Annotated in this window: 16 protein-coding genes and 2 pseudogenes; 8 read left to right on the top strand and 10 right to left on the bottom strand. The window is 38.9% G+C overall.

The annotated features are described in order from the left end of the window. Positions 1-89: 89 nt before the first annotated feature. The 3 genes and pseudogenes from E4N78_RS12315 (at position 90) to E4N78_RS12305 (ending at position 3,207) form a co-directional block, all read left to right on the top strand. Positions 90-1,466 (top strand): MATE family efflux transporter, encoded by a 1,377-nt coding sequence (locus E4N78_RS12315; RefSeq protein ID WP_255810829.1) that lies wholly within the window; start codon positions 90-92, stop codon positions 1,464-1,466. Positions 1,467-1,598: 132 nt separating this feature from the next. Next, positions 1,599-2,598 (top strand): annotated as a pseudogene (locus E4N78_RS12310) (PD-(D/E)XK nuclease family transposase). Between the two features lie 81 nt (positions 2,599-2,679). After that, positions 2,680-3,207 carry a TDE2712 family protein gene (locus E4N78_RS12305; protein ID WP_002667070.1) on the top strand — a complete coding sequence of 176 codons (528 nt, stop codon included), beginning with the start codon at positions 2,680-2,682 and terminating at the stop codon, positions 3,205-3,207. Here E4N78_RS12305 and E4N78_RS12300 read toward each other — a convergent pair. Next, positions 3,179-3,946: a TrmH family RNA methyltransferase gene (locus E4N78_RS12300; RefSeq protein ID WP_255810827.1), complete on the bottom strand. Its 768-nt coding sequence runs from the start codon at positions 3,944-3,946 to the stop codon at positions 3,179-3,181. The genes E4N78_RS12305 and E4N78_RS12300 overlap by 29 nt on opposite strands. A gap of 92 nt (positions 3,947-4,038) precedes the next feature. Between E4N78_RS12300 and E4N78_RS12295 the strand changes: the two genes are divergently transcribed. Beyond that, the gene (locus E4N78_RS12295) at positions 4,039-4,695 is read left to right on the top strand and encodes an HAD family hydrolase (protein ID WP_255810826.1); all 657 of its coding nucleotides are present in this window, start codon (positions 4,039-4,041) and stop codon (positions 4,693-4,695) included. Positions 4,696-4,714: 19 nt separating this feature from the next. Here E4N78_RS12295 and E4N78_RS12290 read toward each other — a convergent pair whose 3' ends face one another. The 5 genes from E4N78_RS12290 to E4N78_RS12270 form a co-directional block, all read right to left on the bottom strand. Continuing rightward, the gene (locus E4N78_RS12290; RefSeq protein WP_255810825.1) at positions 4,715-5,341 is read right to left on the bottom strand and encodes a diacylglycerol/polyprenol kinase family protein; all 627 of its coding nucleotides are present in this window, start codon (positions 5,339-5,341) and stop codon (positions 4,715-4,717) included. Between the two features lie 4 nt (positions 5,342-5,345). After that, positions 5,346-6,704 (bottom strand): magnesium transporter, encoded by a 1,359-nt coding sequence (gene mgtE / locus E4N78_RS12285; protein ID WP_255810824.1) that lies wholly within the window; start codon positions 6,702-6,704, stop codon positions 5,346-5,348. Between the two features lie 73 nt (positions 6,705-6,777). After that, positions 6,778-7,575 carry a 16S rRNA (uracil(1498)-N(3))-methyltransferase gene (locus E4N78_RS12280; RefSeq protein WP_255810823.1) on the bottom strand — a complete coding sequence of 266 codons (798 nt, stop codon included), beginning with the start codon at positions 7,573-7,575 and terminating at the stop codon, positions 6,778-6,780. Positions 7,576-7,589: 14 nt separating this feature from the next. Beyond that, on the bottom strand, positions 7,590-9,380 hold the full coding sequence (locus tag E4N78_RS12275) for a DNA repair helicase XPB (protein WP_255810822.1): 1,791 nt from the start codon (positions 9,378-9,380) through the stop codon (positions 7,590-7,592). Positions 9,381-9,491: 111 nt separating this feature from the next. Next, the gene (locus E4N78_RS12270; protein ID WP_255810821.1) at positions 9,492-10,568 is read right to left on the bottom strand and encodes an IS30-like element ISTde2 family transposase; all 1,077 of its coding nucleotides are present in this window, start codon (positions 10,566-10,568) and stop codon (positions 9,492-9,494) included. A gap of 231 nt (positions 10,569-10,799) precedes the next feature. On the opposite strand from E4N78_RS12270, the gene ileS reads away from it, so the two are divergent. Genes ileS through E4N78_RS12250 form a run of 4 tightly spaced genes read left to right on the top strand, consistent with a single transcriptional unit; the run spans position 10,800 to position 15,557 of the window. Beyond that, a complete protein-coding gene (gene ileS / locus E4N78_RS12265) occupies positions 10,800-14,102 on the top strand; it encodes an isoleucine--tRNA ligase (protein ID WP_255810820.1) in 3,303 nt (1,100 codons plus the stop codon). Beyond that, the gene (locus E4N78_RS12260; RefSeq protein WP_255810819.1) at positions 14,086-14,931 is read left to right on the top strand and encodes a hypothetical protein; all 846 of its coding nucleotides are present in this window, start codon (positions 14,086-14,088) and stop codon (positions 14,929-14,931) included. The genes ileS and E4N78_RS12260 overlap by 17 nt, the downstream gene beginning before the upstream one ends. 14 nt (positions 14,932-14,945) lie before the next feature. Next, on the top strand, positions 14,946-15,191 hold the full coding sequence (locus E4N78_RS12255; protein ID WP_255810817.1) for an FmdB family zinc ribbon protein: 246 nt from the start codon (positions 14,946-14,948) through the stop codon (positions 15,189-15,191). Positions 15,192-15,197: 6 nt separating this feature from the next. Next, positions 15,198-15,557, top strand: coding sequence for a zinc ribbon domain-containing protein (locus E4N78_RS12250; protein WP_255810816.1), 360 nt, complete (start codon positions 15,198-15,200; stop codon positions 15,555-15,557). 6 nt (positions 15,558-15,563) lie between these two features. Here E4N78_RS12250 and E4N78_RS12245 read toward each other — a convergent pair whose 3' ends face one another. The 4 genes and pseudogenes from E4N78_RS12245 to E4N78_RS12225 form a co-directional block, all read right to left on the bottom strand. Continuing rightward, the gene (locus tag E4N78_RS12245) at positions 15,564-16,817 is read right to left on the bottom strand and encodes an HD domain-containing phosphohydrolase (protein WP_255810815.1); all 1,254 of its coding nucleotides are present in this window, start codon (positions 16,815-16,817) and stop codon (positions 15,564-15,566) included. 63 nt (positions 16,818-16,880) lie between these two features. After that, positions 16,881-18,170 (bottom strand): annotated as a pseudogene (locus tag E4N78_RS12235) (cobyrinate a,c-diamide synthase). Between the two features lie 3 nt (positions 18,171-18,173). Further along, on the bottom strand, positions 18,174-18,842 hold the full coding sequence (locus E4N78_RS12230; protein WP_255810813.1) for a precorrin-2 C(20)-methyltransferase: 669 nt from the start codon (positions 18,840-18,842) through the stop codon (positions 18,174-18,176). A gap of 1 nt (position 18,843) precedes the next feature. Beyond that, entirely contained in the window at positions 18,844-19,599 is a 756-nt protein-coding gene (locus tag E4N78_RS12225; RefSeq protein ID WP_255810812.1) for a sirohydrochlorin cobaltochelatase, read from the bottom strand. Positions 19,600-19,749 lie beyond the last annotated feature (150 nt).

The following is a 19,749-nucleotide window of genomic DNA, read 5'->3' as shown; positions in this document are numbered from 1 at the left end:
TTTAAAGATAATACAATTTATTAAAAGATTCAATTATATAAAGGAAGTGTCTTCCATATTTTTTGATAATAGAGTAAACTAATCGGAATATGAAACTTAAATTTACCGGACAAACTACGGCACAAAGGCGTGAACTCATTTTAACTGCATCCCCTGTCAAAACCTTACTCATACTTTCTTTGCCTGCCCTTATGATGGCAATGCTGCAAGCTATGATGCCCTTTACGGACGGCCTTTTTATAAACAGGCTTACGGACCATGTAACAGCCAGTGCAGTAAGTTTTTCCCAGCCCATTATATCCATTGTTTTAGCTCTCGGCCAGGGCTTGAGTGTTGGAGCTACGGCAATTATCGGACAGCTCAATGGACGAGGCGATATTGATGAAAGTAAAAAGGTTGCAACCCAAATTTTTGTATTTTCTTTTTTATTGGGAATAGCATCAATTCCTCTTTTATTTATAATAGGAACAATAATAAGCTATACCCTCAAAAGCGAAATAGCTCCCTTGGTTTTTAGATACATTTCGCTTTACTGTTTTGTAATGCCTCTCAGCTTTATGGAAGCTATATATAATGGTATAAAAAATGCAAACGGCAAGCCTGAAGCACCTTTTTTTAGAATGATTATAATGCTTATAATCAAAATAATAGGCAATTTTATCTTTTTATATATTTTTAGAATGAAAATAGACGGCTGTGTACTAGCTTCTCTTTTAGCCAATATGGTAGTAGCAGCGTGGATGTTCTATGACCTTTTTTTAAAGAAGAACCCCGATAAGCTTAGTTTAAAAAAATTTAAGTTTTCTTCTCCTACTCTCAAAGAGCTCTTACACGTAGGCTTCCCTGCAATGCTTAATTATGCCTTTGTTTATCTCGGTTTTTTCCTTATAAATAACGAAATGGAGCCCTATGGGGCTGTTATTTTAAACGGACAAAGTATCGCAAGCAATATATCTACAATTTGCTTTAATATTCCCGGCTGTTTTAGTGCCGCCGTTACAACCATGGTCAGCATGAACATAGGCTCCGGAAATCCGAAAAAGGCAAAAAGAGCTTGTCTCTTAGGCTGTATTATAAGTGCTATAAGCGGAGCGGTGCTGATTGCTATTATTGTGCCTTCTTCTGCCTATCTCGTATCGATGTTTAAGCCGGAAATGCCCGAAATCGGCGATATTGCCGTTAAGGCCCTGCATATTTATACATATTCGGTCATAGGTTTCGGTGTCTGTATGACAATTCAAGGAGCCTTTATCGGCCTAGGAAAAACTAAAGTTCCGTTAATGCTGGGTGTTTTGCGTATCTGGCTTTTACGATATATTTTTATTCTTGCAACAGAAAGGTTTCTTTCCTACTATTCAATATATTGGGGAAACCTTTTTTCAAACCTCACTGCCGGTCTTGTTGCGGTTATCTTGATATTGAACACCAAGTGGGTTTCGGGAATCAACAACCCTCCGCACGAATAAAAAAATAATTTTTCCAAATTTTACTCTTAAATGAAATAAAATCCTACAATAATAATGATAAGGCATAAAAGAATTTTTTGCTTTATTCTAACCATTGATTTGGTATGCAAATTATTATTAGGGAGAAAAGTTATGTCAAATGAAAAAATTATTTTAAACCCAAAAACAGATTGGGTTTTTAAGCTGATGTTTTCAAAAGGCGAAGAAGGCAATAAAGCCCTTACAAGCTTTTTAAACGCTTTTTTGGAAGATTCTTACGGTAAAATCAACAACCCCGACGCGAGCGTCTGGGTTGTTGTTCTCATAAGGTGGTTGCAGTCGGCTTTAATACCCTTTGTTACGACGCAAGCGTCGGGGTATTAAACCCTCCGCACGAATCAATAAGGCCGAAATCATAAATACCGAGCTTATCCGCGATAGACCTTCGGGAGAAACTTACCGCCTCGATTTTTTGATTAGAACCGACAACGGTCTTATTGTAGACCTTGAAATGCAGCAGTTTTGGAAAACAAACTATCCTCGCAGAAGTCAAATGTACCTTATGCGGCTCGCTTCCCGCTTTTTAAAGACGGAGCCCAAGGAAGATGACTTTTTGTACGCTATAAGCCTTTCTGTTTTCGGTTGCGATGTTCCTAAAAACGCAGAGCTTGTAAAGATGCCTGAAAGCTCGATAATTCAATATCTTTATGTTGAATTAAACGAGCTAATAGTTTATACTATGAAAAAGAGATTGGAAGAGTATAGCTTAAAAGATTTTTGGATAAGGTTTTTGGCCAACTATGAAGAAGACAAAAAAAGCGGAATGTTGGAAGAATTGTGTAAATTAGAGGAGGGTATAAAAATGGCAGAAGCAACACTCTTTAGGGTAACTGATGAAGAGAGGCGAATGGCAATAGAACTCTCTGACGAAAAATACCGGATGTATGTGGAAGATGAACGCAGTGCAGCTAGAAGAGAGGGCTTGGCGGAAGGCCAGGAGAAAGGAAGAAGCATAGGATTGGCAGAAGGCCGAGCTGAAGGTTCACATCAAAAAGCCATTGAAACGGCAAAAATCATGAAAAACATGAATTATCCGCTTGAAGATATTTATACAATCACAGGGCTTTCTAAAGAAGAAGTCGGAAAATTATAGGCGGCTTTTAACTGTTACTCATTGAAAAAAAACGGCAATAGGTGTAAACTCTAAGCGGTTAAAACTTATGGAGGTTTCTTTATGAAAAATATAAAGATTGATTTTGATGTTTTGGAAATGATGATTTTCTTTTGGGAAAGCGTAGCTTCAAAGGATAAGATGGGTGACGATTACTTTATGAGCATTGCCGAAAAGCCTCAGATGGAAGTCGTTTACAATGAAGACTTTTCGAAAGATTCCGTCCGCAGGGTTATGTCTGCAATTTCCAATAGGGAAAAACTGAATAACCGCACTTTAAGCGAGAGCCGCTTTTGGAATAACAATATGTGGATTTTGGAAGACTTGCAGACCATGCATAATATGATGGCTCCGATTAAAACGCTAAACCTTGCAGAGCTTACGGAAAAGTACAAGGCCTCAACAAAATTCGATGAGATCGAGCTCATCTTTATTCCTGCCCATGCAGAAGAATTTTATATTAAAGGAAATAAAATTTATATTAACTTTTTTAAACTTATTCCAAATTATGAAGATCCGAAAGATATTAAGATTGCGGGTCTCCCCTTAAAAGAATATGTAATTAAAAAGATCGAGGGTTTGTTGCACTAAGACTATGGCAAAAAAGGGTTGCGGCTTGAGCGACATTTAAGCTTTCCACATTGCCGCTTCCCTTTATTTTTACAAGGTGGGCACAAAGCTTTTTAGCCTCCTCGCTGATTCCCCTCTCTTCATTTCCTAAGACAATAACACAAGCCTCATCTTTTTCGACTAATCTTCCAAGGTCAGCTATTTCGTGGTGAGCTCTTAAGTCCGTACCTATACAGGTGAGCCTTCCTCGGCACTGTCGCAAAAACCAAGCCGTCGATGAAACCTTAAAGATTTTTACAAATTCCATTCCGCCCTGCGCGACCCTATAAGCCGAGGTCGTAATCGAGGCCTGTTTATCTTCTTTTGTTAAAACTATATTTTCTATACCGAAAAAAGCGGCACTTCTTATTATTGCTCCCAAGTTGTTTGCATTTCCTATTTCATCGAGCATTAGAACATGTCCTTTATTTTGAGCCCACATGTTTATTTCTTCATGCTCTAAAACAGGAATTTCAGGCTCAAAGATCATCGCCGTTACACCCTGATGATGCACCGATTCCGAGAGCTTTTCCAATTCATCCTCAGAAACTATTCTATATAACCTTTTATTGGAAGCCAAATACTTACAAACTTCGCCGAACTGCTTTGCTCTTTTTTCCGAAAAAAACAGGCGGGAGATTTTTTCGGGATGATGTTTTGCCAAAGCAAGACAGCTTTCAAAGCCGCAAACCGGCAATTCTTTTTCAAATTTTTTACCCATGGGCTTATCATACACAAAAAGCAGAACAAAGGGAAGTAGACTTTTAACTTTAGCTTGAATAGTTTTTTTATTTTTGTTAGAATAGAGGCCTTATGAAAAAAGCATGTATTTTTGATTTGGACGGGACCTTAACTAACTCCCTTTATTCGATAGCTCATTTTGTAAATACTGAAACGGCTAAATACGGCATACCGCCTGTAGATGCGGAAGAATTTAAAATCTTAACCGGCAACGGAGCAAGAAAGCTTATACAAAGAGTTCTTGAACGTGCAGGAAAAAACGATAAGGCCTTAGAAGAAAAAATTCTTACAGAATATAATGCAGCCTATGATGCCGATCCCGTTTATCTATGTGAGGCCTATCCGGGAATTAAAAAGCTTTTAGCGGATTTAATCAAAAACGGGATTTCGGTCAATGTGCTTTCAAATAAGCCTCATTCCACAACAGAAAAGGTTGTTAAGACAATCTTCGGCGAAAACACTTTTTCATGTATCTTGGGAGCCCGGGATTCGGTGGCCCTAAAACCTGACCCTGCAGGTGTCTATGAAATTTTAAAAATTCTCAAGCTCGAAAAAAAAGATTGCCTTTATATAGGAGACACGGCAACGGATGTTCAAACCGGAAAAAATGCAGGTCTTTTTACAATCGGCGTTTTATGGGGTTTTAGAAAGCGCCCTGAATTGGAACAAGCCGGAGCCGATGCAATAATCTCAAGCCCTGAAGAAATCTTAAAAATAGCCTTAGGCTAATATTTATATAGCCTCTACCTTAGACTCCCAATATTAAGGCAGCCCCTGCACAGACAAGCGGTATCAGTATATTGTCAAAGTCTTTTAAGGGAAGAGCTTCCGTTCCCGTTGCAATGGCTGCTATAAAAAAGCTTTTTATAAAACTCCTGCTTATAGCAAGGGTAGAAATAAAAACGGCTGTAAAGCAGGCGGCACTTCCTGCTATAGTTTTGTCCTTTGAAATGTTTAGGTGCTGCCTTCCAAAAAATTTTCCGACAAGGCTTGCAAGGCCGTCTCCGAGGGCCAAAGCCATAATCCCTATACTTGCTTCCTTAAATGGGAAGATAAGAAGGGCGCTTATAACGCCTATAGAAAGAGTTACTGGACCCAGCACAAATTTTCCCCTATCCCGTTCTCGTGCAGCAAAGCCCGTAATGCTTGAAACCATAAAAATCTGATAGCCCTTTAATCTTAGAATTTCAAAGACTGTATAAAGACATGTTATTATGGATAAGGCTATAACTGTGGGATAAAAAAAATATCTTGCAAAGAGAGGAACAAGGGCTGTACAAAGATGAATAGTTTTTCGGAAGGTTTCCTTTATCAAATCTTCGACCCTTTCATTTTGAGAAAGTTTTTTATACCGCAGATTTCTTAAAAAACTCATAGGCTTAAAACATTCCTGCACACAAAACCGTAGCTATCTTAAAGTAAAGAATCAAACTTACAGTATCTACAATGGTTGTAATCAGGGGGCCTGCCATAATCGCGGGGTCGAGTTTTAATTTTTTTGCCATAATGGGGAGAAGACCGCCGGTAATTTTTGCTACAGTTACGGTTGCAACAAGGGTAGCACCTACAGTAAGGGCTATCATAGGATTTTTCCCGCCTAGGAATACGGATTTTAAAAAGCTAAAAAGGCCTAAGGTAAAGCCCACCAAAACGGCAATGCCCAACTCCTTAAAAAAGACCTTTTTCCAATCCTTTAAGTCGATTTCTCCCGTAGCCAAACCTCGGATAATCAATGTTGAAGATTGACTGCCCGAATTACCGCCCGTGTCCATCAACATAGGAATAAAGGCAGTCAAAATAGTCATTGAGGCAAGCACATGGGTGTAGCGCTCGATTATAGTTCCTGTAAATGTTTCGGATACCATGAGTAAAAGAAGCCAGCCTATTCGGTGTGTTGCAAGTTTAAAGATTCCAGTTTCAAGATAGGTTTCTTCGTTAGGCTGCATAGCGGCCATCCTCTGAAAGTCTTCGGTAGCCTCCTGCTCCATAACATCCATTATGTCGTCGACGGTAATGATACCGATGAGGCGGTTTTCGTTATCGACAACTGGAAGAGCCAAAAAGCCGTATTTCTTAAAAGTGAAAGCAACCTTTTCCTGATCGTCATGGGTGTTTACGCATATATATTCTTTATTAAAAATCTGTTCAATCTTTTTATCCTCATCGGCAAGCACCAATTCTTTAAGAGAAATAAAACCTTCAAGGACTCTATTTTTATCGGTAACATAACACGTGTAAATGGTTTCACTTTCCAAGCCTATCTTGCGGATATAGTCAAGGGCCTGCTTTACCGTCATCCCTTTTTTTAAGCCTACATACTCTATGGTCATAAGACTTCCCGCCGAGTCCTTGGGATATTTTAAAAATTGGTTGATGAGCATCCGCTCTTCCTTGCCCGTATTTTTTAGGATTTTTTTGACGACATTTGCGGGCATTTCTTCAACAATGTCTACCATATCATCTAAGAAGATTTCATCCAATATTGAAACAAGCTCCTTATCGGTAGCGGCGGCTATAAAACGGCTTTGCTGTTCTGTGGGTAAAAGGGTAAAAACTTCGGCTGCCATGCTTTTAGGCAGCATTCGGAACATAAGAATGGCATTTTGTGCAGACTCGGCTTCAAGGAATTCGGCTATATCGACTTCGTTTAACTCGGCCAATGTCCGCTGTACTTCAATATACCGTTTTTCGGATAATAAATATTTTATTTGTTCAAACTTGTTTTCTTTCAATTCCATATGATACCCTCCGAACGATATTTTAGGGAGTATATCATATTTTTAAGAAAAAATATAGGGGCGGAAGATGACCCTATTCCCAAAAGCCGTTGTTTGCAAGAAGAACGGACAGAGCAGAAGTAAGGGCGGTTTCGGTGCGTAAAATGCGTTTTCCCATGGAATAAGAAATAAAGCCTTCGGAAAAAAAAGCTTCCCTTTCATTTTGAGTCCAACCCCTTTCGCTTCCTATTGCGATAAGAATGCTTTCACCCTTTGTCATTCTAAATGTTGAAAGGGAGGGGAAATCGCCTATGTCGAGGAGCACCTTGCTGCCCTTGAACGAGGCGGCCTTTAAATCTTTTAAGGCTTCTTTTACCGAGCCGCAAAAAGAAAATTCGGGCAGCAGGGTCTGGCCGGCTTGCGAGATACCGTCTAAAAGATATTTTTTTATTTCTCCAGGGCTTGAAAGGTTCGATTTTAAATAGGAACGCTCCCCCAATTCCGTACCGCATAGTACGATTTCTGCAAAGCCCAAACTCGCAGCGTCCCTCAGGATACGCCTCAGCTGAATGGGGCGGGGAAAGCCCAGAATTATTTTTATGGGCGGAAGGGGCAGAGGCTTACTCTCAATTTTATCGGCATCTGTGTTATCTAAGTTTTTATCGGGTTCATTCGGACAAAAGGAAAAAACTATTTTTTCTTCTGAAAGGTGAGAGATAAGAGCTTCGCCTATTTTTCCGTTTATGATTCCGGCCTTAAAAACATCGCCTTCTTTTAAGTGCAAAACCTTTTTTATGTGAAGATAGCGTTCATCATTTTTGTAAAAGACACAGCCGCCGTTTATACAATCGGGATTTACACAATCATCATCTGAAAACAAAACAATATTCATTTATTTTCCTTAAATTAGGATGAGCTTTCCTCGCAAATATCCAATTCGGCTTCGGTAAGAATCGAGTAGTCATAGCCTTGCTCGGCTAAAAACTTTTGACGTTTTTCGGCGAAGCCCTCTTCTATAGTTTGGCGGGTTACAATGCTGTAAAAATGTGAATCGCATTCTTTAGGCCTCAAGATTCGGCCCAAACGCTGAGCTTCTTCTTGCCGGCTTCCGAAAACGCCCGAAACCTGAATAGCCACGGATGCATCAGGCAGATCAATTGCAAAATTTGCAACCTTAGAAACCACCAAAACATTTATCTCTCCCTTTCTAAATAAATCATACAAAAGCTCCCGCTCGGCATTCGTATTTTTTCCCGTGATCAGGGGGGCATTTATTTCTTTTGCAATCGTTTCGAGCTGGGACAAGTACTGCCCGATTATAAGGATTTGATTTTCCTTGTGCTTGGTCAAAGGTTTTTTTACTATTTCGAGCTTTGCAGGGTTTTCGCTTGCAATGCGGTGCTTTTCGCGAGTGGTACCCACTGCGTACTCTATCTCTTTTGAAGGAGCAATGTTTACCCGGATTTCGGTACAATAAGCTTTTGCTATCCAGCCCTTTTGCTCAAGGTCCTTCCAGGGCACATCGAATCTCTTAGGCCCGACAAGGCTGAACACATCGCCTTCACAGCCGTCCTCTCTCACAAGGGTCGCAGTAAGCCCGAGCCTTCTTATAACTTGAAGCTCTGCCGTAATTCTAAAAACCGGAGCCGGTAATAGGTGAACCTCATCATAGATGATAAGCCCCCAAGCCCTCTCTCTAAAAATCTTAAAATGAGGGAAGGCCGCATCGGTGTTGGGCCTCCAAGTGAGTACCTGATAAGTCGCTATCGTAACAGGCCTTATTTCCTTTACCTCGCCCGTGTATAAACCTATATCCTCATCTTTTATGTTTGTCTTATCCAAAAGCTCCCGTCTCCACTGGTAAACGGCTGCTACATTGGGGGTTAGAATAAGGGTGCTTGTTTTAAGAAGGCTCATCGTAAGCATTCCGACTATGGTTTTTCCCGATCCGCAGGGAAGAACAATTGTGCCGAAGCCGGTTCCTGCCGACTTATCGCCGACAAAGGAAGAGGCCGCATCCCGCTGATAATCCCTGATTTCAAATTCGGTACCGCTTGAAGTCTTTTCTTTTAGGGAAATATCCAAGGGCTCTCCGTCGCGGAGGGGAACCTCATCCTGCACGGGCCAGCCCTGTTTTAAAAGAGCTTGCTTTACAGTTCCCCTATTTAAAAGGGATATCAAAAAAGAGTTTTCCTCATCGGGGTCTTCTATTAAATATTTTAAAAGAATCTTGCTGCTTTTTAATTCCTTAAAAATAAGAGCATTTTCAGGCTTAAGGCGCAAAAATTCCGCATAGGGAGTTTCGTGCTTTATTCCGTCAGCTTGATTTTCGCCGCTTCCTTCAACATCGGTCTTCTCCTCAGCTCCATTTTTTTCTTCTTGAGGCTTTTCAAGGGGGAGGAGCTTTATTTTACCGTAACGGCCCATCGTTTCTTTCATCCAAACCAAGATAGAGTCGGGAACCTTAAAGCGGGAAAAGCCCGTGAGAGTTTTCATAATAGAATCGGCTGAAAGCCCGACACCTGCCGCATTCCAAAGCGAGAGGGGGGTCAGCCTGTAAGTATGAAGATGTTCAGGCGACTTTTCAAGCTCCGCAAAGGGAATAAGAGCAAAGCGAGCCTCATTGGCTTCCGGGTCGTGAATATCCAAAAGAATGGAGCGGTCTCCTTGAATTATAAGCGGTTTAGATTCTTGCATAGCCTGCCATTATACACTTTTAGAGGGGACAGTTCAAGTTAGGGAAAAGCTTTTCAGTATGAGATATAAATTGTAAGAGGTATTGCCCAAAAAATACCATTTTTATGAAATTCATGTATACATTTGATTGGCCGTTTTATAGCCAAACATCCGTCTAGGATAATTATTTATCCAATTCTCTACTTGTTTTATTTGTATGTCACTATATTTACTTATATCTGCTCCTTTTGGTATAAAGCGTCTAATTAATTTATTAGCATTCTCATTGCTTCCTCTTTCCCAAGAACTATAAGGATGTGCATAATAACAAGTTGTCCTTTTTTCTCCTTCTTTTAAACAAGAGGTTTCAAGGCCTTCTTGGTCTAAAAATTCAGTCCCGTTATCCATGGTTATGCTTTTAAATATTTCTTTAAACTCATCTTTATATTTCATCTCAAGCATATCTATATTTTTTTTAATACTTTCCTGTTTTTTATCGGGGATTTTAAATATTAATTCTTTTCTAGTAACTCTTTCAGTCATAACTTGTAAGCAGCATCTTCCTTTACCTATCACCAAATCCATTTCCCAATGTCCTTTTTCCTGTCTTTTATTTATCTGTTCACTTCTTTGTTCAATACTGCGTCCTTTTATGTTGTTTTTAGCAATTTTGCTTATTTTTTTATATTTTCGTTTAGTTTTATTGCGTTTTACAGGTAAATCTTTGTTTGTAAGCCTAGAAAATTCCCCTCTGTCTATCATATTGTATACAGTTTTGGTGCATATCATAACCGGAAACTGTAAGCCTAGTTCTTTTATTTGTCCTATAGCGGCATCAGGAGAAAATTTATTATCCGCTATACATGTTTCCAAATAATGTAAAAGTTTTTTATCCTTACCTATTTTTAAACCACGGCCTTTTAGTAATTTCATTTTATAGGCTCTTTGTTGTCCTTTTCGTGCCGAGTAAACTGTCTTTTCAAGATAGTCAGGAACTTTTGGATTACGGCTTACATATGGATTTTCTGTTACTTTTATTACCATTCCCCTTTTTATCTCCCTCTGTATCGTTCTTCTATCCCTATTTAAAGACTGTGCAATTTGCCTTGCATTATAGTCGCTTTTGAATAATGCTTCTATCGCATATCTTTCTTTTTCGCTAAGGTGTTTCCATTTTTTACTTTTTATGGTATCATTCTTCTGGTTCATCTGTTCCCCATTATCTTTGTTTTTCCTAATTTCATTATAATGGTTTTTTGGTTCAGATGAACCTTTTTTATTTATTTTTAGGGCAATTTATTTTACAACTTACCCTTTTCAGTATGAGATAAAAATTCGGCTTTTAGTTTTATTAAAACTTAAGAACTAATTAAGGCGTTGTACAATTTTTAAAAAAATAGTATAATTCTTAACTATAATTTTTTATTTTGGAGTTTTCTAATGTATAAACCTGTAGACCCTAAAGCTGATTTTGCAAAACAAGAAGAAGATGTTTTAAAATTTTGGGAAAAAAACGATGTGTTTAAAAAATCCGTTTCATTACGGGATGGGGGAGCTAACTATGTTTTTTTTGACGGCCCTCCCTTTGCTACAGGACTGCCTCATTTCGGTCACTTTGTTCCCGGAACAATTAAGGATATTATTCCGCGATATAAGACAATGAAGGGCTTTAGGGTAGAGCGCCGCTTCGGGTGGGACTGCCACGGCCTTCCCGTTGAAAATTTAATCGAAAAAGAACTTGGGCTTAATTCAAAGACCGATATAGAAAAATATGGTATAGATAAATTTAACGAAGCCTGCCGTGCCAGCGTTTTGCGTTATGTAAAAGAATGGAAACAAACGATTACACGCTTAGGCCGCTGGGTTGACTTTGAAAACGATTATAAGACCATGGAACCGGCCTTTATGGAATCTATTTGGTGGATTATGAAAAGTCTTTGGGAAAAAGGCCTTTTGTATGAAGGCTACTATATTCTTCCATATTGTCCGAGGTGTTCTACGGTTCTTTCAAACCATGAGCTTAACTTAGGCGGCTACAAGGATGTTCATGACCCTGCAATAACCGTACGCTTTAAAGCTCTTTCGCCTGTAAAGACTTCTCCTGCAGGCAAGGCCTTTGAGGGAAAAAACGCTCTTCCTTCCGATACCTATCTTTTAGCATGGACAACCACTCCTTGGACTTTGCCGAGTAACCTCGGGCTTGCTGTGGGTGCGGATATCGACTATGCCTTAATAGAATATGACGGAGCTCACTATATAATGGCCGTGCCTCGGCTTGAAGCTTATTTTGCAAAGAACGGAAAAGAAGAAGCAAAAGAGTATAAGCTGATTTGGACAAGGAAGGGTGCAGAGCTTGAAGGCTTGCGGTATGAGCCCCTCTTTCCTTATTTTAAAAACCTCGCCGCAGATGAAGACGGAAAAAACGCTGAAGCGGGGCAGGGTGCCTTTAGGGTTTTGATAGGCGACTTTGTTACAACCGAGGACGGAACGGGAATTGTTCACACGGCTCCCGGCTTCGGTGAAGACGATAACCGGATATTTAAAGATACCGGAGTTCCGACCGTTTGTCCTGTCGATGCCGAATGTAAATTCACTAACGAAGTTTCCGACTACCAAGGCCTTTTTGTAAAAGATGCAGACAAGCAAATTATGGAAAAGTTAAAAGCCGAAGACAAGCTCTTTAAGCGGGCTCAGATTTTACACTCCTATCCGCATTGCTGGAGATGCTCAAGCCCATTGATATACAGGGCCGTTGCAAGTTGGTTTGTTTCGGTTACAAAGATAAAGGATAAGCTCCTTAATGCTAACTCAAAAATAAATTGGCAGCCCGACCATATAAAGACAGGCCGCTTCGGAAAATGGCTTGAGGGTGCACGAGACTGGGCTATCAGCCGAAACCGGTATTGGGGAAATCCAATTCCTATTTGGAAGTGTGCCGATTGCGGTGAAACAATTTGTGTGGGAAGCAGGGAGGAATTAAAAGATCTTTCAGGCGTGTTCCCTGAAGATATGCACAAGCACTTTGTCGATAAGATAAGTATTCCCTGTAAAAAATGCGGCGGAACGATGAAGCGTGTGCCTGAAGTTTTGGACTGCTGGTTTGAGTCGGGTTCGATGCCCTATGCTCAGCAGCACTATCCTTTTGAAAACAAAGAACACTTTGAAAAAAACTTCCCTGCCGATTTTATTTCAGAAGGTTTGGATCAGACCCGCGGATGGTTTTATACTTTAACGATTTTAGCGGCGGCTCTTTTTGATGAGCCGGCCTTTAAAAACTGTATCGTAAACGGCCTTGTGCTTGCCGAGGACGGTAAGAAGATGTCAAAGTCCTTACGCAACTACACCGATCCCAACGAGGTTATAAAACAATTCGGCGCTGATGCCCTCCGGCTCTTTTTGATGAACTCGAATGTTGTAAAGGCTGACGACTTAAAATATTCTGATGAAGGAGTGCGAGATGTTCTTAAAGGAATTTTAATTCCTTTTTGGAACAGCTACAGTTTCTATATAACCTATGCCAATATAGACGGAGTAAAGCCTCCTCATAATGCAAAGCTTGACGGAAAGGATGAGGGGGTAGAAGAATTTTTAGCTAAATTAAATAATCCCTTAGACCTGTGGATCTTATCGGTAACCGAAAAACTTGTTGCCGATGTAACGGAAGCTCTCGACAAGTATGACCTTGCTCAAGCTATTCCGCCGATGGTAGAATATATTGACCTTTTAAATAACTGGTATATCCGCCGTTCCCGCCGCCGCTTTTGGAAAAGCGAAAATGACGGGGACAAGGCTCAAGCCTACGAGACCCTCTACCGTGCCTTAAAGAAATTTTCTCTTGTTGCGGCTCCGGTAGTGCCGTTTATTACGGAAAGCATTTGGCAGAATTTACGGACCGAAAGCGATGCTCTTTCTATCCATCTTGCAGACTATCCCGAGTATAACGAAAAGATAAGAAACAGTGAGCTGGAATTTAAAATGAAGACGGTTCAAAAGGCTGTTTCAATGGGAAGAGCCCTGCGTTATCAGTTTAACTTAAAGATAAGGCAGCCCTTAAAGGCAGTCGAAATAGTAACTCTCAATCCCGAAGAAAAAAGAGTTCTTTTGGAAATGGAAGAAAGCATAATCGAGGAGCTCAATGTTAAAGAGGTTATCTTCCACGAAAAAGAAGATGAGCTTGTAGAATATTCGGCCAAGGCTAATTTTAAAGTTCTCGGAAAAGAATTAGGCCCCCTTATGAAAAAGGCTGCTGCCATAATTGAACAGATGAATTCAAGTGAAATTCAAAACATAATGGAGGGAGCTACTTTAAGTATCGACATCGAAGGAAAATCGGTAGAAATAACCGCCGATAAAATTGTGATAAATAGAATCGAAAAGGCCTCCTTAAAAATAGTAAATGAAGGAACCCTAACCGTAGGTCTTAATACCGAGCTGACTGAAGAGCTTTTGATGGAAGGTTATATCAGGGACTTGGTAAGAGGTATTCAGACCTTGCGTAAGGAATGCGGCCTTGATGTTACCGATAGAATTAAACTTTATCTTTCAGCCTCTCAAAAAAATGCCGATAATAAAGAGCTGGAAAAAGCTTTTGAGCTTTTTAAGGACTATGTTTGTGATGAAACCTTGACTGTGCAATCCTCTTGGCTTAAAACCGGAGAATTGACAAAGCTCGGTTCCATTAAAACAAGCCTTGTTGAAGCCGGCGATTATGAATGGGAGATTGGAATTGAAAAGAATAATTAGAAATACCCTTGCTGCACTCATTTTTATTTTGGTTTTTGCTTCATGTAAAACCGCACCGCCTCTTCCGGGGATTGTAAGACCCTTCGGCATGATAGGCGATGATGCCGATATGTATATTTATATGCCTATCGAGAAAAATAAAAAAATAGCGGAGCCTATTTTGACTTCTGTCGGCGGAGACTCCATGAAGCAGGCCTTGAGCCGGACTACAGCAGTATATTCCGGTGTATTTATAAAAGACAGGCTTACGGAAATTAGGATTTGTTCTACTGGTAAATATCCATACGGAATGACTGACAGTATTTTTAAGAAGAAGAACGGATGGGAGCCTAAAAAAACAAAGGAAAAGTATAAGTATTATAAATCGTCCTATGTTGATGTTTCTATTCCATCTCCTCAAATAGCCTGTCTGGTTATGGGCCCTAATGACAGGCAGAATATGGAAGTTTTTTTAGGAAAGTTGAATAAGCCTGAGGAAGCTCTTTTTCCACAGCGTTTTGATGCCCTTGTAAATTCCGGTTCTCAGGATATAGGGCTCTTTGTAAAAAACGGGGACTTTTTTTTAGGACAGATAATAGGGGTTCAGCTCGGGCTTCCTGTAGGTGTAATAGAGATGTACTTAAAAAAGAATCCGGAAGTTGAAAATGAATATCTATACGATTTAAGTATCGAAACTAAAAATTTGATGACGGCTTCCTTATTGAGATTGTTTTTTAAAAATCAGCTTAAAGCTGATGTAAAACTTGAAGAGAATAAGCTGATTATAGAAAACAGATCCGTTACTGAAGCTAAAATTATCGAAATAATAAAGTCTTTATATAATTATTAAATGGGAGTTTAAAGATGCCAACTTATGAGTATGTCTGCGATTCTTGCGGTCATGATTTTGAGGTTTTTCAGCGAATGAGTGATGAACCTATATCCGTATGTCCTGAGTGCGGTAAACCTGTAAGAAGAGTTATTTCCGGAGGTTTAGGAATTAACTTTAGAGGATCCGGTTTTTATGTAAACGATTCTTCTGCTCCAAAAGCTGCATCAGGCGGCTGTTCAGGTTGTTCTTCATCTTCATGCTCAACATGTAAGCACTAGGATTTTATGGGCAAGGTAGAAAAAGGGCATCTGCCTAAGTTTTTTTGCGAAAACTGCGGGAAAGAGGTAAAACGGAATACTAAGGTATGTCCTCATTGCGGACGTTTTTTTGCTTCGGTAAGATGCCCTTCTTGTAATTATATGGGGCATACGGATGAATTTATAAACGGATGCCCCTCTTGCGGCTTTGCTGTAAGTTCCGACTCCAATAAGAACACAAAAAAATATCATAGGAATAAACTAAAAGAATACCGCTCAAAATATAAATCCAATAGGTACGATGATCCTCTTCCTTGGTGGATTTACAGCCTTGCTATAGGCGCTTTGGCTTTGTTGCTTATCTATATTTTTTATTTTAGGACTTAATAAAAACTATTCATCTGCAAGATGGGCTTTAATGGCTTGGATTCTTTCAAGCACTTCAAAGAAAGCTTTTGCTATTTCCGGATCGAATTTCTTTCCGCTCATTTTCTTTAATTCTTCAAGTATGTCTTCTTCGGTCCATGAGTCTTTGTAGGAGCGCTTTGAAGAAAGGGCATCGTAGACATCGGCCATTGCTACAATTCTTGCTCCAAGAGGGATTTCTTCTCCTCTAAGTCCTTGTGCATAGCCTGTTTTTTTATCCGTTTTTAGCGGGGCTCCCGTTTCTATATCAATATGTCCGGGATAACCTGTCCCATCCCAGTTTTCATGATGGCGCAAAGCTATTTCCATTGAGAGCTTATCAAGAGGGGAGTCATTTCCATTAAACAAACGGGCTCCCAGCCATGTATGGGTTTTCATAACCGAGAATTCTTCATCGGTTAACTTTCCGGCTTTTTTTAAAATCAGATCCGAAATTGCGACTTTTCCAATGTCATGAAGCATCGATGCAATTTTTAGGTAGTCACGGTATTTTGTTTGCTCGGACATAGGTATGCTGTTATTAAATGCCCATCTATCATAAATTTCAACGGAATAATTTGCAACTCTGTTTACATGCATTCCCGTTTCCCGCGGATCGCGTAGTTCAGCCGTCTTGATCATACGCATAACCATTGCCCTTGTTATAAAAGCATGTTCAAGAGCTATTCCGGCATTTGAAGCGAAATGACTTAGATAAATTTCATCATCATGAGAAAAGGCTTCCGGTTGACCATCTTTGTTAAGGGCATTTAGTACTTGAAGGACTCCCAAGAGCATTCCCGACATAGAAAGAATAGGGATAGTTAAATTTGAAACGGTCTTATAGCCTGTTTTTTCATCCGTAGCTTTGCCGAACTTAAAAGGTTTATCGGCATCAATATTGTAAACATCCGGAATATTTATAAGTGTTTTTGTATTTGCTGCGTATCCGGCTATTGTATGATTATCTATAGGAAAATCAAAAAAGATATAAGGAAGCTTTGTTCCTGCCGGAAGTTTTTTTTGCAGGGTGTTATTCTGGGCGTATCGTATTGCAAGCCTGTCCCCTTCAGCTATATATATTGAACCGGCATCAGCATTTACAACACTCCGAGCTTCAGTAAGTATTTGCTCTAAAAGAACATCAACGTCTTGAACACTGTGTATCAAAGATTCCGTTTCAAGGATTTTGATGAGAATTTGTTCCTTTGACAGCTCTTTATATTTATTTTTTTCTGTCATACCTAATATTATATTATATTCTAAAGAAAAAGTCTATATTTTTTGAAAAATAAAATTTACCGTCTAAATTTGTATCAAATTATAAAAATTTTCAATATTATATATAAAATGGATGTTTTGAAAAAGACCTAAACAGTTTTTATATATATAAGCATCTTTAAAACTCAAAGTTGAACAAGGTTTTTTAACTGTGAAAATAGGAGGAATTTCAGTTAATGCTTTTGATTTATGGTATTCGGCGGCATTTAAGATAGTTCCTTTTTTTCCTAAAATACAGTCCTGCATAAATTCAAGTTGTTTATATCCGAAATTTTGCAGGGTTCTTGTACTCTCAACCGAACCTTGAAAAATTCCGCACATTTTAAAACCGTCCAGGTCTTCAAAAAGATAGGATAGACCTTCGCCTTCAGCTAGGATTTTTCCGCCGGCTTCAGCAAACTTTTTGATTGCCGTTTTTATTTTAATATTTTGAGAAAGAGCATCCTTGTATTTATTTATTTAGCCGCTTCCGAAATATAGAAACTTACAGTCAGGCAGTTCCGTATCTTTAAGGGGCGAAAAATAATTTACCTCAGTGCTGTTTTCAAGTAAAAAGATATTTTCGGAATAATATAAATTAAAGGCCTCATCCATTGCGATTGCAGTGCGTGTATTCGTTTTTTTTATTTCTATCTTGTTCCCTGTTTTAAGAGGCTGAAATAAGTTTAAAAGTTTTTGAATGTCTATATTTTCTTTTACGATTTTATATAGAACATCTAAAAATTTTTTATCCTTTAGCCGTTCATCTATGTCGAGGCCGAGACATGATTCTTCAATTTCGAATTCGGAAATTTTAGGAAAAAAGCCTAAGACTTGCAGAGCAAGATTATCCTCAATCATCTTCTTGTAAAGAGGAAAAAGTTTAGGGTTGAGTTTATTAAGTATAATTCCCTTTATTCTGTTTTTTGAAAATTCGATCATTCCTTTAAGTTTTGGAATAAGCGTAAACATTTCGCCCTGCGGTGCGTAAACCAAAACAATATCGCTTCCGATTTTTTCTGCCGTATCAAAGGAAGAATTTTCCGAGGTAGTTCCCATTCCGTCGAAGCAGCCCATCACTCCCTCAATAAGGGCGTATTCCGAGTTTGAAATATTGAGCGAAAACTCCATTCCATTTTGATCCATCATAAATGGATCGAGGTTTCCGGCTCTTTTGCCTGAGATGATTTCCAGTATTTTGCGGTCAACCTGATCGGGGCCTGTTTTAAAAGCGGAAATATCAAAGCCTTCTTTTTTTAAAGAATAAAGAAGGGCTGAAGATATGATAGTTTTTCCCGAATTGCTGTTCGGGGCGGAAATCATTATGCCTTTCATCTTCTAATTTCCTTTTTGTTTGCGGGCGATGATTAAGGATATATAATCTTCGTCTTCTAAAATTTTTTCTTTTTTATCTTTGGAGAGGATTGATTCATGTTCCATTGTTGCTCTTTTTATATAAACATAGTCAAAACCGTTTTTTTCAAATTCTTTTAGTATAAGACTTTTTTGTTTCGATGTTTTTAAAAGAGCTATAGATGAAGATGAATTTAAAACTTCTTCATTTAAATGATCTGTGATTGTAAGCACCTCAGCTTTTTCGGCAAGAGGAATTTGTGCTCTTCCTGCAGCAGCCACTGCAGAAGGAATTCCTGAGATAATTTGCAAATTGATTTCCGGTATTTGAAAATAGGGCATCATGTAAATAAATGTGCTGTATATCATAGGATCGCCTATAGTTAAAATAAGGGTATTCGAATTTTCTTTGGTTTTTTTAAGTATTTTTTCGGCTTGAATTTTATAATCTTCTTCAGATACAAAGCCCATAGGGAAATCAAGAAACAAAACTTCTTTGTCTTTTATAAAATCTTTTACCGTATCTAGGGCCATATTTTTTCCCTTATTGTTGGGAGCAAAAATAAGGTCTGCATTTTCAAGAGCTTTTACTGCCTGTAGTGTAAGATACTCCGGAGACCCCGGACCTGTTCCTACCGCGAAAATATTTTTCATTTTAACCTCTATGGCAATTGATTGTATTTTCTAAAGACTTGTAAAGTATTTCGCGGATCATAGGATATTCGCCCAAGCCTTTTAGATTGGCATTAACCTCGTAGCCCTCATTTTTTAAAATGGTGAACCAGCTGTCTTCTTCATCTCCTGCCATATCGTTGTGGGCATGGTCGCCTGCAACCATCATGAACGGATAAAGCTCAATTTTTTTTATTTTGCGTTCGGCAAGAATAGGTAAGATATCCTTTAGTTCTACGGAGCCTTCAACTGTTCCTATCAAGACATTTTCAAGACCCTGCGAATTGAGTTTATTTTGCATGATCTCGTAGAATTTATCTGCCTCATGTGAAGAACCGTGTCCCATAAAAACTATTGCCGTATCATCTTGGGGCTTTTTTAATTCGAGAGCTTTTATAATTTCATCCAAGTCTGCATTTTCATGTAAGAGGGGTTGACCCAAAATCGTATTTTCAAATTGCAGCTTTTCATATTCTTCTCCCGGAATTATATGAGTCGGTTGTATGTAAATTTCGGAGAAGTCTTTTCCTTTTAGTTCTTGGATAATCTCTTTGGGAGATGCAACATTGATGGAGTCTCTTTTTTTAAGAATGGCTCTAACCATGTTTGAAGTATAGGCTTTAAAAATTTCATAATCTTTAAACCTGCCGGCTGCTTCTTTTTCGATAGTATCAATAGTTTTTTCTCTTGTTTCGGCATAGCTTGTACCGAAACTTGCAATTACGATGGCCTTTTTCATTTTGTTTCCTTTAGGTGTTTTCAATCAACTATCTAACAAGTATAATGAGAATGGCCTCAAAAATCAAGACCGATAAGAATTTTAACTCTTTAACCGGTCTTGATTTTCAATTTTGAATTTTGAATTAAGGTTTTTGGATTACCTTAAAGT

Origin of the sequence: Treponema denticola, assembly GCF_024400535.1 — a bacterium.
GTDB classification, from domain to species: Bacteria; Spirochaetota; Spirochaetia; order Treponematales; family Treponemataceae; genus Treponema_B; species Treponema_B denticola_C.
The sequence above is the reverse complement of the archived record's forward strand: the minus strand, read 5'-3'. Positions and strand labels throughout refer to the sequence as shown.